This is a genomic window from Paenibacillus sp. GCM10027626 (genome assembly GCF_042676285.1).
GTDB lineage: Bacteria > Bacillota > Bacilli > Paenibacillales > Paenibacillaceae > Paenibacillus_Z.
The window spans coordinates 57,986-73,675 of record NZ_JBHTHC010000005.1 but is presented as its reverse complement, the minus strand read 5'-3'; the positions used below and the strand labels follow the sequence as shown (position 1 = coordinate 73,675).

14 protein-coding genes are annotated in these 15,690 nt (G+C 51.7%); 4 read left to right on the top strand and 10 right to left on the bottom strand.

Annotated elements, in window-relative coordinates:
• Positions 1 to 2 precede the first annotated feature (2 nt).
• Positions 3 to 1,214: an MFS transporter gene (locus ACFQ0N_RS11835; RefSeq protein ID WP_379326169.1), complete on the bottom strand. Its 1,212-nt coding sequence runs from the start codon at positions 1,212 to 1,214 to the stop codon at positions 3 to 5.
• 501 nt (positions 1,215 to 1,715) lie between these two features.
• Positions 1,716 to 2,213: a DinB family protein gene (locus tag ACFQ0N_RS11830; RefSeq protein WP_379326662.1), complete on the bottom strand. Its 498-nt coding sequence runs from the start codon at positions 2,211 to 2,213 to the stop codon at positions 1,716 to 1,718.
• 177 nt (positions 2,214 to 2,390) lie between these two features.
• Here ACFQ0N_RS11830 and ACFQ0N_RS11825 point away from each other — a divergent pair, with 177 nt between their 5' ends.
• Positions 2,391 to 3,335 carry an NAD(P)/FAD-dependent oxidoreductase gene (locus ACFQ0N_RS11825; RefSeq protein WP_379326167.1) on the top strand — a complete coding sequence of 315 codons (945 nt, stop codon included), beginning with the start codon at positions 2,391 to 2,393 and terminating at the stop codon, positions 3,333 to 3,335.
• A 179-nt stretch (positions 3,336 to 3,514) separates the two neighbouring features.
• On the opposite strand, the gene ACFQ0N_RS11820 is transcribed toward ACFQ0N_RS11825, so the two are convergent.
• Positions 3,515 to 4,396 carry an AraC family transcriptional regulator gene (locus ACFQ0N_RS11820; RefSeq protein ID WP_379326165.1) on the bottom strand — a complete coding sequence of 294 codons (882 nt, stop codon included), beginning with the start codon at positions 4,394 to 4,396 and terminating at the stop codon, positions 3,515 to 3,517.
• Between the two features lie 509 nt (positions 4,397 to 4,905).
• Between ACFQ0N_RS11820 and ACFQ0N_RS11815 the strand changes: the two genes are divergently transcribed.
• Complete coding sequence (locus ACFQ0N_RS11815) at positions 4,906 to 5,454, top strand: hypothetical protein (protein WP_379326163.1); 549 nt, start codon at positions 4,906 to 4,908, stop codon at positions 5,452 to 5,454.
• 382 nt (positions 5,455 to 5,836) lie between these two features.
• Here the strand turns inward: ACFQ0N_RS11815 and ACFQ0N_RS11810 are convergent, their stop codons facing one another.
• From ACFQ0N_RS11810 to ACFQ0N_RS11795, 4 genes are all read right to left on the bottom strand, one after another.
• On the bottom strand, positions 5,837 to 6,229 hold the full coding sequence (locus tag ACFQ0N_RS11810; protein ID WP_379326161.1) for a hypothetical protein: 393 nt from the start codon (positions 6,227 to 6,229) through the stop codon (positions 5,837 to 5,839).
• A 1,405-nt stretch (positions 6,230 to 7,634) separates the two neighbouring features.
• A complete protein-coding gene (locus tag ACFQ0N_RS11805; protein WP_379326159.1) occupies positions 7,635 to 7,916 on the bottom strand; it encodes an AbrB/MazE/SpoVT family DNA-binding domain-containing protein in 282 nt (93 codons plus the stop codon).
• Between the two features lie 32 nt (positions 7,917 to 7,948).
• Entirely contained in the window at positions 7,949 to 8,338 is a 390-nt protein-coding gene (locus tag ACFQ0N_RS11800; RefSeq protein WP_379326157.1) for a recombinase family protein, read from the bottom strand.
• 200 nt (positions 8,339 to 8,538) lie between these two features.
• Positions 8,539 to 8,787 (bottom strand): hypothetical protein, encoded by a 249-nt coding sequence (locus tag ACFQ0N_RS11795; protein WP_379326155.1) that lies wholly within the window; start codon positions 8,785 to 8,787, stop codon positions 8,539 to 8,541.
• A 525-nt stretch (positions 8,788 to 9,312) separates the two neighbouring features.
• Here ACFQ0N_RS11795 and ACFQ0N_RS11790 point away from each other — a divergent pair.
• On the top strand, positions 9,313 to 9,990 hold the full coding sequence (locus tag ACFQ0N_RS11790; RefSeq protein ID WP_379326660.1) for an NAD(P)/FAD-dependent oxidoreductase: 678 nt from the start codon (positions 9,313 to 9,315) through the stop codon (positions 9,988 to 9,990).
• A gap of 444 nt (positions 9,991 to 10,434) precedes the next feature.
• Here ACFQ0N_RS11790 and ACFQ0N_RS11785 read toward each other — a convergent pair whose 3' ends face one another.
• From ACFQ0N_RS11785 to ACFQ0N_RS11775, 3 genes are all read right to left on the bottom strand, one after another.
• Complete coding sequence (locus ACFQ0N_RS11785; RefSeq protein ID WP_379326153.1) at positions 10,435 to 10,635, bottom strand: helix-turn-helix domain-containing protein; 201 nt, start codon at positions 10,633 to 10,635, stop codon at positions 10,435 to 10,437.
• 259 nt (positions 10,636 to 10,894) lie between these two features.
• Positions 10,895 to 12,490 (bottom strand): extracellular solute-binding protein, encoded by a 1,596-nt coding sequence (locus ACFQ0N_RS11780; RefSeq protein ID WP_379326151.1) that lies wholly within the window; start codon positions 12,488 to 12,490, stop codon positions 10,895 to 10,897.
• Positions 12,491 to 12,761: 271 nt separating this feature from the next.
• Positions 12,762 to 12,935: a hypothetical protein gene (locus ACFQ0N_RS11775; protein WP_379326149.1), complete on the bottom strand. Its 174-nt coding sequence runs from the start codon at positions 12,933 to 12,935 to the stop codon at positions 12,762 to 12,764.
• Between the two features lie 238 nt (positions 12,936 to 13,173).
• On the opposite strand from ACFQ0N_RS11775, the gene ACFQ0N_RS11770 reads away from it, so the two are divergent.
• Positions 13,174 to 15,420, top strand: a complete 2,247-nt coding sequence (locus ACFQ0N_RS11770) for a helix-turn-helix domain-containing protein (protein ID WP_379326147.1) — start codon at positions 13,174 to 13,176, stop codon at positions 15,418 to 15,420.
• Positions 15,421 to 15,690: the final 270 nt, after the last annotated feature.

Sequence of the window (15,690 nt, the reverse complement as noted above, 5' to 3'; positions counted from 1 at the left end):
TTTTAGCCGCCAAGCTGAGACGACTGCCGAGCAACGGTCTCATCGAGCCGCTTTCTTTTGATCAGTACGGCGGCAATAAGCAGCATTGTGCCGTTAATAAGAAAGACCCAGCGAATCGGAATCCAGCCGCCGAGCATGCCGCCAATGATCGGGCCGAGCATGGTCGCAAGCTGGGTGGCCGACTGGTTAAGGCTGAACGCTCGCCCGCGGAAGGAAGGATCGGTCATTTTGACAATTAGCGCATTCAAGGACGGGTAGACACCGGCAAAGAACAAGCCGTACACAAACCGCAATATGCCGAACTGGACATAATGTGTGACGAAAAATTGCAGCAGATTGCCAATGCCGCCGCCGAGCAAGCCGATAAACAGTACCTTGGAGAAGCCGATTTTGTTACCGATCTTGCCCCAACGCGGCGCCGCCAGCAAGGTGGCAATACCGACTGCGGAAAAAATGATGCCCGATTTCAACGAAGCTTCCCCTTGCTGAACGCCAAGTTTCATGACGTACACGGTAAGCAGCGGCTCCAGTATCATCACAGAGAATGTGCCGAGTGAGACTAGAGCCAGCAGCGTAACAAACTGCCGATTGGAGAAGGCAAGCCGCAAATCCTCGCGAATCGGCGACCGCTTGGCGGAACGGTTGAAGCTTTGCTCCTGTACGAGCCAAGTGGCGATCAGGGCGGAGATCAGTACGATGGCGGCGGAAAACAAAAAGGCTTCCCGATTGCCCCACAGATGGCTCACAGTGCCTCCGATAAGCGGGCCCACAATCCCTCCAGTTGCTCCGGCTGTGGCCATAATGCCAAGAGCATAGCCTGATTTTTCTTCCGGCGTATTGGTTGCTACTAGGGCGATCGATGCAGGTACGTAGCCGGCTAACAATCCTTGAAAAATGCGGAGCAGCAGGAACAAGTAAGGATCGTGAATAAAATAGGTCAATGCATACAAGGCCGCCAGGCTGTAGCCGGAACGAATGAGCATCGGCTTGCGTCCATATTTATCGGCTAGAGAGCCCCAGAAGGGGGAGATCAGGGCGCTGGCAAGAAAGGTAATACCAAAGGCGAAGCCCGACCATAGCTCAAGATGATCAGTGATGCCAAGATCTGTACTCAGAAAAATCGGCATAAAGGGGATCGATACGGAATAAGCCGTGCTGCAAAAAAAGACCCCGATCCACAGCACAATTAGATTCCGTTTCCATGAAAAAATCATTTCTGTTTCACTCCTTTTGACTGAACGATGAGCGCTGCCGCATACGATGTTAATAAATCTATCATACACCCTTTTGCAAGGAAGATGGGGAAAAACGGATTTTTTACCCGCATAAGAATCAACAATCTGCTTTTCAGTTGGTTAGAAGCACACGATTAGGGCTAACGAACCTGAAACACGCTATTGACCGAAAAATCGGCTTGCTCCGCGTGTAACGAACCTCAGACACGCTATTGATGGAAAGAAGGCGGGGAATCGGCCGATTTTCGGTGAATAACGATCGGTAGATTCGTTACAGCCCACACAGCCCCATTTTGAGCCGAATAAGGATTGTCAGGTTCGTTAGCCGTAACCGGGATTTGACATTCGTTATACCATATCGTTTTTCGCCTTTGAAGATTGCAAGCGTATATTCGACGACAATAAAAAAAGTCGCAGCGTACTGGCGGTCATGCCGGTACCCTGCGACTGTTTGGCGCGTATCGGATCGAGAAACTTACTTTATTGGGCTTGCTCGTCGGCCGAGGGGCCGTAGATGCCCGGCACTGGAATATCGAGAAGACGCAAGTATACCCCGAGCTGTGCCCGGTGGTGAACCATGTGGCTTATTCCGAAGGAGCGGAGCGCAATCGCCCGCGGCTCGCGGAGGATGATATGGTCGCCGTGGCGCAACGTCCATTCCTCGCCGAGTGTTTTCTCGTCGCATTCGGCGATCAGCTCTTTCAGCTTGCTGACGTTCGCGTCGAACTCCTCAAGAACGTCTGCGCGTCTTTCCAAAGCGTCCCGCCGCAGCGGCACGGTCGAAAGATCGAACTCCGGGTATTGAAAAATTGCGATTTGCCAGTTCAGCAGGTTGATCAAGTGCGTGGCCAGCCCGCCAAGCGTCATCGATTTCTCGTGCGGCTTCCATGCCATATGTTCCTCCGGCAAGCGTTCCAGAATGCGGCGCGTAGTGTCCAGTTCATTCGTTGCGTCGCCAACGATCAGTTTTTTGACCATAAATTCCTCTCCTCCCTTATGTTTTAGCATACTATAAATTTCGGTCGAGAGGAAAGGACTGCCTTTCTCATGCAGGTATTATGTTCTCACCCCGCGTTTAGCCGCTTAAAGAAAGCATCATAATAGATAGGAGGAAGGTTGAAAGTTGAAAGATGAAGTGAAAGGTGACTATACGATATGGCAGGTTTAACGATGGAGCAATATGATTGTGTCATAGTTGGCGGGGGGATCGCCGGGCTGCAGGCCGCAATCCAGCTGGGACGGTTTCGGCGGAAAACGTTAGTGATCGATGCCGGCGATGGTCGTTCGGTGCTGTGCCGCAAGTATAACAATTTGCTTGGTTACCCGGATGGGGTGAGCGGCCAAGAGCTGCGGGAAAAAGGAAGGCTACAGGCCGAAAAGACGGGGGTCGTGTTCGTACAGGCGCGGGCCGAACGGGCGGAGCGGCTAGCGGAAGGCTTTCAATTATGGATGGAAAGCGGCCAAGCGGTGCAGGCAAAGCGTCTGTTGCTGTCGACAGGCGTTGTGGACCGCATGCCGCAGCTCCCGGGCTTGCTGCCTTGTTTGGGCCGCAGCATTTATGTATGTCCGGATTGCGACGGCTACGAGGTTAACGGCAAAAGGACAATCGTGCTTGGCGCAGGCGATGTAGGGGCGGAAATGGCCTTGACGATCGCTTATTGGACGCCGCGGACCCTGACTTATATCAATCACGAGCAAACCGAGGTAAGCAAGCAGCTGCTGGAACGCCTGCAAGCGAACAAGATTGAATATTTTGCTGCTCCGGTCAGCCGGCTGACGGAGAAAAATAGCGAGCTGAGTGAAGTTGTTATGCTGAGCGGAACCGTGTACGAGGTGGAAAAAGGCTTTATCGCCTTTGGCGGCAATCAGGTGCGTTCAGAGCTTGGGCGCCAGCTTGGCGCGAGCTTGCATGAGAACAATCATATTTTAGCGGATGCCCGCACAAAAATGACGAACGTGCTTCATCTTTGGGCCGCAGGCGATGTGGTGGCGCATTCTGAGCAGGTATCTATAGCTATGGGGGACGGTTCGCAGGCGGCCATTTGGATGCATCGCAGCCTGTCGGGTGTTCCCGTTCCGGTACCGGAGAGAGCGATTTGATCGCTCTTTTTTTCTATGGAAAGACCGGATTCTTGTATTTATGCTGCCTATGTGCTGCACACCCGCACCTATGCCTTCAGCTTCAGGTTGAAGAGGATTTAAAATGCCGGAAAGGAAAGGCTGCCTGATCAGTTATTGTATAACTGAGGCAGCCTTCTTTTTATGGGATGGTGGGAGCGTTAGCTTCTTATTTCTTCGCTGTTGGCGCGGTAAGCGTTCGCGGAAATGCCGGAATATTTTTTGAACAAGCGGGCGAAATAGGCGTTGTCCTCATAGCCGATCATTTGGGCGATATGTTGAATTTGCAGGTCGGTAAGCCGCAGCAGCTTTTTCGCTTCGTTGATTTTTAAACGGTTGACATATTCATTCAATGAGTAACCTGTATTTTGCCTGACGACCCGGCGCAGCGTCGAGCGGGAAATATGATGGCGCTCAAGGAACTGCCTTTCATCCCACGGCTGATACAGCGTATCGGAAATTCCTTCCAAAATACGCAGCACCTGCTCGGGCTTGCGTCCCGGCCGGCTGCCCGCTCTGCTGTCTTCATTGGCGATGCAAAAATCATAGATCAAAGCCTCAAGCAGCAAGGAGGCGCGATCCGCATTGTCCGGGAGACCGCTCTCGATAAAATCCCCGATCGTTTCGATTTTTCGGATCCAGGCGTTGTTCACGCCGATTCTGAAAACCTGCTCAGGCTGCAGCAAATCGCAATCCAGCCACTCTTGAACGCGCGGCCCTTGAAAGGAGACATAGAACTCGTCCCAGTCCGTCCCTTCATCCGGGCCATAGCCGAAGCTTGTCCCTGGCCATTCCCAGAATACGCTCCCGGGCTCAAGCCGCTGCACGGCGCCGTCGCCTGCGCGATAGATGCCACGGCCGCGGACAATGTATGTGAAAGCCCAATGATTGTTGGATACGCTTTTGTGACGAAGCTTACGTTTGGGCAAATGGCCGAATTCGATGATCGAGAGCCCTTTTATGCGAAGCAGGGAGGGATCCACCGTCAAGCGCTCCATGCGAATGGGGATTGGACTGATCATATCATCCAAGTACTTCGTCATAAACGGCCTACCTCCATAACCAATATCTTTATGGCTATTATAGCAGGATATTATAAAGTGAACATATAGTGCAATGAAATGAGTATTGAGGTCAAACGCATCGGGGCGGATTGCTGTTATAGTGAGAGTGTGGCTGGTACTTGTGAAAACCGTATGATGTGAATTTCGTGAACCGGCGGCTTGGCGGCCCTCCGGCAACGAACGCAAGTTACGTCTGTCCCCTGAGAGTATGTCAATTACATCATCAAAAAAAGGCTGAGCAGAAGCTGATTTTGCTTGGTCTTTTTGCGTTTGCAGGGAAAATATTGCGGCTTGGACACGGGCTGGCCTGAGGGAACCACGACACCGGCTGGCTGAGCATCGCCGTCTGCTGTAAGCGCCAGCGAAATGGACACGGTCTGACCTGAGCGGACCCTAGGTAACCCGGTGATCATTCGTAGAGCTATTCGTGCGTTTAATCATAGCCGTCTCGTATAGATTGATCTCATAATCGGAAGGAGGAAGTCCCCATGCGACATCGGGGGCTTCCCCGATCCGTCGATGAGGGCATTCAAACTATGGAAAAAGGTCAATTGGTTCTGCAAAAAGTTTATACGGTGAGCAAAAAGCATGACGCGCCGCGCCTTTGGCTCCAGCATATCGTATGCGAAACAGCTGGCTTTCAGCCAGGCGCTGATCTCTTTGTTCGAATCGACGAGGATAATAAGCAAATCGTCGTTCAAAATCAGACCTTCGAAGAACAGGACAATATCCATGCGGTCAGTGTTTCTTCAAGAGTGAATCGCATCAGCGGTGCACCGCGGCCATTGGTTGATACTTGTGGCGCCAAGTATTCATCCATTTTATGCATTCAAGAAAAGATCGAAATCAACGTGTATCGCCACGGCGACTATTCGCAGGTCGTTGTTCGCCCGCTTCGTTTTCGCCTTTTCGAAAGCGAGACCTTTGAACCGCCTGCAGACGAACGTATTCGACTGCTAACGGTATGCTCGGGAGCGGGAATTAGCGCGTCGCTTTTCGTCGATTCGAAGTACTATACGGCCGTTCAAGAGGTATAAATTCAAGAAGACTGTGCAGAAGTACTGAAACTAAACTGTTTAATGGCGATCTTAGGGATTGTCATACCGTTGCCAAAGCGGACGTGGCATTCATATCCCTGGATTGTTCCGAACACAGCTCCATTGGGGATGGCGACCAAGGCTATTTCAACAATCTTGTGCTTGGAACCTATAAAATACTGAAGGCTGCTGTTAGTTATAACGTAAATTGAGACTGATTATAAGATAGTTTGAGACTGTTTATAACATCAAAACGAGACAACCAGATGGCATCAAAACCTTTGTAATACAAGGATTTGCTGCCATTTGGTTTATATATGAGCTTGAAATTTTTAAGATCTTCTCGGCCGCTTGTCCTTTGTACGTGTCGAGTACCTTGGCGCTACAGCGCGTCTTGCGCGTGGCTCGTCATGAGCACAAACATGCCCAGCTTCTGCGTCTTGTCGAGTACGGTCTCATCGCGCAGGCGGACGTCTGCTGTCGTGATCATCCAGCGGATCTCTGTCTGGGGCAACTCATCGGCCTTCGGCCTGCCCCGTTTGGTGCGGGGAAGCACGGTCGTCTCCGCTTGCACGGCATAATCGCACGTGTGCCATTTCCATTTCTGCTGCTTCTGGAACGCGTCGATCGCTTGGCGCGCATCATTCTCGCACGCAAAACAGGCGGCGTGCAGCTTCTCGAGCTGCTTGCTCACAAGCCTAGCTCCTTGTCGATCTGCCGCTGCATCGTTTGCGTTTGCAGGGCTTCCAACTGATCCGAATGCACCGGATTCCACTTCCATTGTCTTGATCCCCCGATTAATCACGAATAGTAAGATATTCGCGTCTAATCGGAGATCCCTCTTCCAGATTCCAACAAAAAATAATTCGAAATTTCCATTTTATTCATGTGGAATGTGGGTTAGTCATTCTTATCGCTGTTTGTTTTCCTCTTTCAATTTCAAATGCCTATGTTAAAATGGGGGGGATTGGGGGGACAATGAAAATAAATCCTTGTCATACTATATAAGTGACTCCGTTACACAAACTGGTTACACCTCCCATGCTGTGCATGGGTCTACAGCTTGGAATAGTTCTCCATACGTTGGAACATCTCAGACTACCAGCTCTACAAACGCAGCTGTAAAATGGTTTGCTAGTACAACTGATCTTGGAGGTTTCTATGCAGATACCATGAATTACAGTCAGTGATTACCTGCTGGGCTTGTGAATACGATACATCTACTATTAGAATTAATATTCCAAGATTTAAGAAGTTGGAAACGGCTAGGATGAAGGAAACAGCTGCACATGAATTTGGGCACACTTTAGGACTCAATCATGAAGATAAATTGGAGGGTGAGTACATGACCTTAAAGAATCCTAGAATCTATCTTCCCATAATTGTTGGGTTACTTATCTTGATTACTATAGGAATAGTCATCAATAATTCAAATTAAAACAGGAGTTAAAGAAACGATTCTTAAACGAGAAGAAGGTACTATTACTGATTACAGAACGATTTCGAACTTTAAGGTTGATAAATTATATCGAAATGGTTTAGGAAAGTTTAATGAAGGAGATACAATTATCGTTCAAGAGAATGCAGCCCTTGAAGGAAAAGTGGTTTACAGTACCGCAGGTTATCAACTCATGAATGAAAATGAAGAATACTTGCTTTTTCCTAAGAGAAAGTACAACCCATCCAAATGTATATATTATTCAAGGTGTACTTTATGGCAAAGTGCCTGTTACAGGTAATCAAGGTGACATTATACAAAACCTTCAGATCAAGGTAATAAAGGTAAATTCGATGAAAAGCTAGCGAATATATTTAATGAAGCATTAAGAAAGTACAATTGACACTCCCACAGCTAAAGCAATGGGATTGTTGAATGACTAAGCGTCAGCAATTCATTTCTGCTTTGAACAACCTTCAAGTCATGAAGGACTGGATAAGATGATTGAGGAATTGATTGAATATGAAAATTGCATACAGATTGATACAGGCCGCCCCTTCAGGGGTGCTCTTTTTAGCTCCTGTCTGCCCTGGGTGTTCCGGAAGAATGCCAGTTGACCTTATAAGGTTACAGTGCGAATCAATGGGACTGTAGCCGCGGAACATATCCCGTTAATTTTGGACGGATTTAATACGAGGCTGCCTTGTCCCATTTTTGGACACGCTTCGCCTCCATGAATCTATTATCCTCCCGGTATTTGGACTTTTCGTCGTTTCTCTCCGGTCAGCTCACTCCAACATCTCCCACATACAAGCTTTTCTTTAAAGTAGACAAGTTGTTCGCTAGATGAACAAAAATAGCATGTTCCTCCGCGGTATTTCCGGATCAGAATTTTCCGGCTCGCATCATCTACAAAAAACTCCATCGAATCACCAATGTCTATGCCCAATGTGCGCCGCAGTTCCATCGGAAGCACTATACGTCCCAACTCATCTACAAGACGAACGATACCTGTACTCTTCATGAAATCCTCTCCTTTTTACACATTGTACCATATTACGAATTGGTTGCCGCGGCGACCTGTTCATATTCCTTCATGATCTTATAGAATGTGTTCTTCTTCAGGCCAAGTTTCTTCATAAACTCCACAGCGGACAGCTCATTATTTTGCCAACGTTGATCAATCAGCCATTGCCATTGTTTTGAAATTTCTCGCTTGTTACGCCCAAACCTGTTGATCGATTTAACAAATACGGTGTCGCCTTCTCGAAGTACACGCTTCAGGAGCTGATATTCTGGACGGTCAAAATTTTTGCCGCTAATCTTGTCTACAAAAATGTATTCCTCTGGAATACCCTGTTCCCGTAATACGGTTAATTGCCGGTCTTCATTCTGATCTTTGGAGGATACCCTTGCATACCCGTACTTTCTCGTATGTGTTCGCATAATCAACTCCCGTTTGTTTTAAAAGGTGTAGAAATCATTATAAACGTTTATTAAAACAATACCTTTAGGGATTGTCGATACTCACTATTTTCTGCCGATGGCTGCTACGCGTATCTCAATCCGGGCCGTGGTCGCCGCGGCGCTCCTGGATGTCTGGGTGGCTTTTTGGAAAGGGAAAAGGGGGCTGCACCGCCTGGACGCTATCGAGTTGCGCGGGGTCCTTTTTCAGATCCATCTAATGTATCTCTTTCCGTCAGGGGAACAGGCTGGGGGCTGGCATCAGTTGGGTTTGGATTTTTTTCTGCATCCAGCCGTTGGATACGTTCCGCTTCTTTTTTGTTGCTGTCCTCTTGGCTGGCTCCATTAGCAGCGGAAGGGGACGGATCAGAGCCGGCCTTTGAAGTACAGCCTGCGAGCAGGCTTGCAGCCAAAAGAAAAAACAACCTCATTGTAATCTAACACCTCCTCGGAATACCCCCTAATCAAATAACGCAAATATGGCTTACAAAGTTGCCGTTGTCAAGGGTGACAGAGAGAATGAAGCCAGCGCTAGATCATAATTACGGCAGGAGAGCGTCGCGGCTGTTCCCGATCCGCAGTATGCTGGCTACCTGGCGGGAATTTGTTTCTAAAATGATACCCATTATATTTGCTTAGCGTTCGTTTTCCGCGTTTTGTTGGCGGTACCCATATGATTAAAGTTTTTGGCCACGTGCGAGTGTAACAACTCCATGTGGTTTTTCATTACCTGGAAAATGATTTGCGGCACATACTATTGAAATGCCCCCATACCGCGAATACCGGTTTGGATGCTCACGGAAATGTCACGAAGACGACCGTGTACGACGATAATCAAAATGCGATTTATCGGACCCAGTATAGTACTGTCCTAATTTAAGCGATGGTCTTGCGGGCGAACTGTATACTTATGATGGGTGGATAAAAAAAATATAGTATAAAACCTTATTGAATTGGTGCAAGGTACGGTTACATCCGTGGATAGCGAAGAGAAACAGATTCGATATACGGATGCGCAAGGAAAGGATGCCCGAATTCGTTATGACCTTCTAGTCGTGGCGGTCGGTAGCATCATTCGGCGACCGGATCCCGATCAGGGCGGCATCGCCTTGACCGAGCCGCAAGCCGCGGCAGGCATCCGGGAACGCTGGCATGCCAATCTGCGGAAGGTTGTTGGCGAGACGAACCCTGAGGAACGAAAGCGGCTGATGACAATCGCGGTTGCGGGAGCGGGCATCAGCGGCATTGAGACGTCCGTCGAGCTGGCGCGCGCTATGCGGAAGGAAGCAGTGGCGCTAGGGCTGAATTCGTCCGATATCTCCGTCTATTTGCTGAATGCACAGGAACGGCTCTTCCCGGAAGGACCGGCGAAAGTGGGGCGGAAGCTGGATCAGATGCTCGGCGAATGCGGAGTAACAGTGCTTCACAATCGCAAGGCGATGCGGGAGGAAGCGGGAACGGTAACGCTCGACAATGGCCATCGTCTGGCGGCCTCCCTATGCATATGGACGATCGGTCTGATCCCGAATCCGGCTCTTCGCAGTATGGGCTTGCGCCAGGTACTGGTGGATGAATGTTATCGCGTCCAAGGGGCGCCGGGCGTATACAGCATTGGCGATTGTAAGAGAAGCTGATGAGCCGGGCAAGAAGCAAGATGGGAATTTCCGAGGAAGAGACGATTGCGGCCGAAGCGGCCGAATTGGAATGGGTTGGCCGGTTCCTTACATCCCTCGAGCAAGGCAACGTCGATCATGTGCTGTCGCTGCTGACCGAAGACGTCATGCTCGTCTCCGACGGGCGCGGACAAGTAATCGCGGCGACGCGTCCGATACGAACGCGCGATCACGTGGGCCGATTCCTGCTCGGCGGGTTCGAGTTCATAAAGCCTTCAGGGGAATCTTCGCTTCGAGTCTGCCCCTCTGAACGGCGAGACCGGTATCGTACTCCGTTCGGGAGGCGAAATCGTGGCAAACTATATGTATACAACTCCGACGCGGAAAGTTTGCCGGAATCTACATTGTACGAAACCCGGATAAGCTTACCCGGGTTTAGGCAGTTCCCCCTGGGCCGGCCATCTGTCAAACATCACCGGCAACCCCCATCTTGTGCAAAAATTGTTTGGGCGTACAACGGTTATACCGTTTGAACAACTCGTAGAAATGCGCCATATTCCCGATCCCGACAGCCAAGGCGATCTCTGTGACGCTGTCCCGGGTCGTGACGAGCAACTGCTCCGCTTTGGCGATTCGCTTGCGATTGACATATTCGACGAACAGCATGCCGGTCGCTGATGAATTCGATTTCTTTATGATAATGCCATCGCATGTCATGAAGGGGCGTAACGGGAACGTGCGCGTTCGCCGTAAATTCCCATACTTTTATGCATAGCGCTTGATTCTGGTAATGAATCGGTTCCTGATAAATTTCCATCCTTCATCGCTCCCGGACAATTGGGGGTAACAACCCGACAGATAACGAACTTCCATATCGCAACCGCGAGTTGCGCGGCAAGCGCCGGAACGGAGCCGCGGACTTTCGTTATGGCAGAGCCGGCAGCCCTTTGGCGCTCCTGATCTCATTTTCATATTGCTTGAAAATGAGGCTCCCGTTGTACATCTCCAAAATTTGCTTGCGGTACACCGGCCAATTGGCGCCCGACTTATCGCCGAACATCATTTTGACCTGCAATTCATTTTGCCGGGCGCGCATCGTTTCCGCGTTGATGCCGAACGGGGGCGTCAGTGTCGTGCCGACGCTTTCGTATACCGGAATGGACGCGAGTATACGGCCAATTGTCCGGTCACGCTCCGTTTGTCGCGGATCGACGACCTTCACGCCGAGCGGACCTGGGTCGTTCGGCGTGAAGAAGCTCCAGATCGCAAGGAAATTCCCCTTCTGTCCGATATCGTGCGCGATCGCCTCGGGCATTAAAGTGACAGTATCGCCGTCCCGTGAATAATGCTTCCCTTCGATGCCGTAGTGGGACAGCAGGTAACCCTCCGGGCCGCACAGCCAATCGAGAATGGCGGCAATCCGTTTCAGCTTCTCCGGATTGCGGCCTGATACTTCATTGGAGAAGACGAACGGGTAGCCTGGGCCGACCGCGGCCCGCAACGGATTGTCGCCGAACGGGTTGAACGGCATCCAGTTCGCGTTTGGATCGATCGCCCTGCTGCGCGATTGCAGACTGTCGGGATTGGCGTCGGCAGCGAAGTCCGCCGTATCGCCGAGGATGACGCCGACCTTGCCTTGCACCGCCTTCTCCAATGCGTCGGCATTTCGATTCAAGAACCAGTCCGGATCGGCCAGCCCCTCCTGCGTTATTTTCAATATATCGTCCACCACTTTCCCGACGCGGGCGTCCATCTGCATATCCACGAGTTGCCCATCCGCATAATAGTCTGGATACAGCAGCCCGTTCTTGACATATTCCGGCCAATCGGTCGTGATGCTCTCTCCCGCGCCGGCTGCGGTAAAGCCGTAGGTATCGTTGCGTCCGTTGCCGTCCGGGTCTCCGAAGGTGAAGGCGCGCAATACGTTCACGTAGTCGTCGTAATTCGACGGTACGGCGAGTCCGAGCCGGTCCAGCCAGTCTTTGCGGATATAGTAGGTCCGGTACGACTTCTTGTCGTACGGAAGCGGCGCGCGGACGAATTTGTTATGGAACTGGTATTGCCGCAGCTCCGTCTCCGTCATCCAGTATCGAAAATAGTCCGGCATCGCGGCAGGCGATACGAACAGCGTCATATCGGCCAGCGCGTTATTGAGTGCGTAAGAGGCGCCGCCGTCGCGCTCATAGCTCAGCCACATATCGGGCGGATCGTTCGACGCCAGCAGCGAAGCGAGCTTGAGCTCATAGTCGGCGCCGGCGGGCATTGCGGTTATCCGCAGTTCGACGTTGAACTTGGCTTCGATCGTTTGCCGCACGAAATCGTCCGCCGGTAGCGGCAAGCTTGTCCCGGGCGGCGCGCCGATGAATAAATGCAGCTGCAACCGCGTATCGGCGCCTCCGAGAGTCGGGGACGGCTCACCCGGCCCGAGCGGCCACAAGCCGAACGAGCGAGCCAAGACAAGCCACAGGAGAGCGGCTGCAACCGGCCCCAGCATAAACATAAATTTCACCGTCGGTTTCAAGGCTGGCGCTCCTTCCTTCGAGTGCGTCAAGTTCTATGTTAATACGTTTTCCCGGCAAAAGAAACCGTCATTGTTTACACAGAAGTTTCGGCTTTTGTTTCCAATTTTGTGGAGGTTTGCTTCGGGAAAGGGAACGGCGACAAAAATGTGAACCAATCGACATATCAAAACCTGATCATCGCCCTCATAAGCATGACTGGAACAATCGTATGGCAGCAAGCCCCTACGCCAAGTCATATAACTCCCTTTTCCGACATGTGTCGACATTCCATCATTCCAGCAAACTGAACAGCGGCGTATCCAAGGTCACAGCTTGAATCCGAAGTTCTTCCACCGCCATGATCTGGGGCTTCTTTTTTTCGTCTTTCGCTAGATTGATTTTTTCGCCAATTCCATATACTGTAGAAACATAGGTGAGTAGCTGTCCAAGCCATGGTCTACCCACTGAAAACACCTCCTATGTAAAGGTTATGTAGGAGGTGTTCTACATTTTTTTGAAAATTCCTTTCAAAACCACCTTTACCAGTGAAATTGCGACTTTTGGCTTGTTCCCTGGAAAGGCCACATTTCTCTGTTTATATGGTTTTATCCTCCCTCAAAAAAGTCAGTCCCGAAAGTTCAGGTTTACAGGGCGCCTGCGGACATGTAAAATTTCAGAATAAACGCGGTTCATGGAGGAACTTATGCGGCGAAATTGGTTTCATCGTCTGCTTCTGTCCTATTTGCCGGTGTTCTTCGTGATCAGTCTGAGCTTGCTGCTCATCACTTACTTGACGCTAAGCGAAATGTCCAAGCGGTCCGCAGTGAAAGCGAATGAGCTGTTGTCGCAAAGCGTCATGCAAGCGGTCGACAATGCGCTGCGCGGGATCGACGAGACGATGATCCGAGAAATTACGGGGAACGGCCGGGTAAAAGCATTTTTTACGACCGAGCGGGTGCCGCTCGGTCAATATACCGATTACGAAGCGGTATCAGCTTTGCAGCGGATGATGAACGACAACCGGTTGATCGGCTCGATCTACTTGTACCGGGTCGTCGGACAGGCGGTGCTGACGCCTGCGATGCTGGCCGATATCGATAAATTCGGCGACAAAACGTTCATCGGAGCGCATATTACGAGCACGGCTCCGTACCGGTGGGAGGCTGCGCATGCGTATCGCGAACGGCCGGAAAGCAAGCCGGAGGACGTGGTCAGCTTGGTCAAGTTCGCAAATCTGCTCGATCGGAGCCTGATGGTGGTCAATGTGAACGTTCGCCGACTGAGCGAATTGATCGGCAACATGGCCGATTCGAAGCTCAATTACGTTGAGCTGGTCGGCCAAGACGGCAACGTCATCGCCTCGAACGCACCGTCGGCGGTTGCGGGGACCCCGTCCGGCAGAGGGGCCAACGCAGGCAAAGAATGGTCCAGCGTCACGTCCGATTATACGGGGTGGACGGTGCGCAGCGGCATTTACAAGGCGAATATCGTCGACTGGGTATCCTCATTGTTCTATGTTTGGATCTTCTTCGGGTTTTCGATTATCGCGCTCGGGATCGTATGGCTCGTCTATGTGACGCGCCGCAATTACCGGCCGATCCGGACGATCGTAAGCCGCATCGACGAGTACGCCCGGCAGAAGCGGCACGAGCTGCCGCTATCCCACAAAGGCGACGAGCTGCGGCTGATCGAGACGGCGATCGAGGACTTGCTCGACCGCTCCGACATGCTGCAGGAGCGAAGCGAGCAGAACCTCGCCTACCGCAAGCGGCATGTTTTGCGGACGATGCTCGAGGGCGTCCCTGCGGGGAAGGGGGCGTCCTGGCAACAGGAACTCGAGCAGTTCGGCGTGGACGGCGTGCCGGCCGGGTATAGCGTCGTTATTGTCGAGCTGGACGGCTATTCCGGCTTCGTTGCGGAGTATGGCCGCAGCGATCAATATTTGCTGAAGCATGTGCTGAGCGTCGTGGTGCAGGAAATAACCGAGCCCGAACCGGTCGATGTGTGGTCGGAATGGGTCGCTTCGCAGCGCCTCGCCGTCGTCTGCATGCTGAAGGCGGGAGTGCCGGAGGACTGGGAGGAAACGCCCGTATTCGAAACATTGCGGCAATGGGTCGAGCAGCATCTGCCATACACCGTCACGATCGGCATCGGTTCGCGGCAACAGCTCGTCGAGCATGTGGCCGTTTCATATCAGGAGGCGGAAGAAGGGCTCGATTACAAATCGTCGCTGGGCACGAATCGGCTGATCGGGCCGGATGACCTCGCCTCCATGCCGCCTGGCGAAATGTTCCGGCAGCTGCATACGATCCGGGCGCTCTGCCAATCGTTCCGTTCGGGCGACAAGGAATGGGAGGCGCATTTCGGCGAGCTGCATGCGACGATCGTCCAGCGTCTGTTCGCGCGCGGCGACGCCACCAGCCTGCTGAATTATTTGATCTACCACCTGCACAAAGAGCTGCTGGAGCTGCCAGTCGAATTCCAGGACATCTGGAATGGCGGCGTGCATGAGCGGTTAAACGCCATCGTCGAACAACGGGAAACGGTGCACGACATGCTGACGGGCTTCCGCGAAGTTCTCGTCGATGCGGACCAGCGAATGCGGAATGTGCGGGAAAGACGCAATCGCCACCCGCTTATTCACCAGGTGAAGCGGTACATTGCCGACAATTATGCGAATTCGGAGTTGTCGCTCGCCCATTTGAGCGGGGAATTCGGGGTAAGCGCGAGCTACTTGAGCCGATTGTTCAAGGATGAGTTCGGCGAGAAGTTCAACGATTATGTCGCTCGGGTCAGAATCGACCGGGCGATTGAGCTTCTTAAGGAAAGCGAAGCGACGGTCGGCGACATTGCGGCTGCCGTGGGCTACGGGCAAACGCTCACATTCATCCGCGTGTTTAAGAAAGCAACGGGCAATACGCCGGGTAATTATCGCAAAGATATGGGATAAATCGCCGGACTCGCCCGAAAATGGTAGGCGGAGTTCAAAAATCGCTTATCGCCGTTCTCGCGCCCCGCCGATTAGTCCCGTACGTTTACACCGCATCGGGGCAGCGGCGGGGCGTTCTTGTCAAATATCGTCTATGTGGTGAGAAAATCAATCATTTACGGATTGCCGGAGCTCGTGGTACTCGCGCCCCGCCGATTAGTCCCGTACGCTTACACCGTATTGGGGCAGCGGCGGGGCGTTCTTGTCAAATATCATCTATGTGGTGAGAAA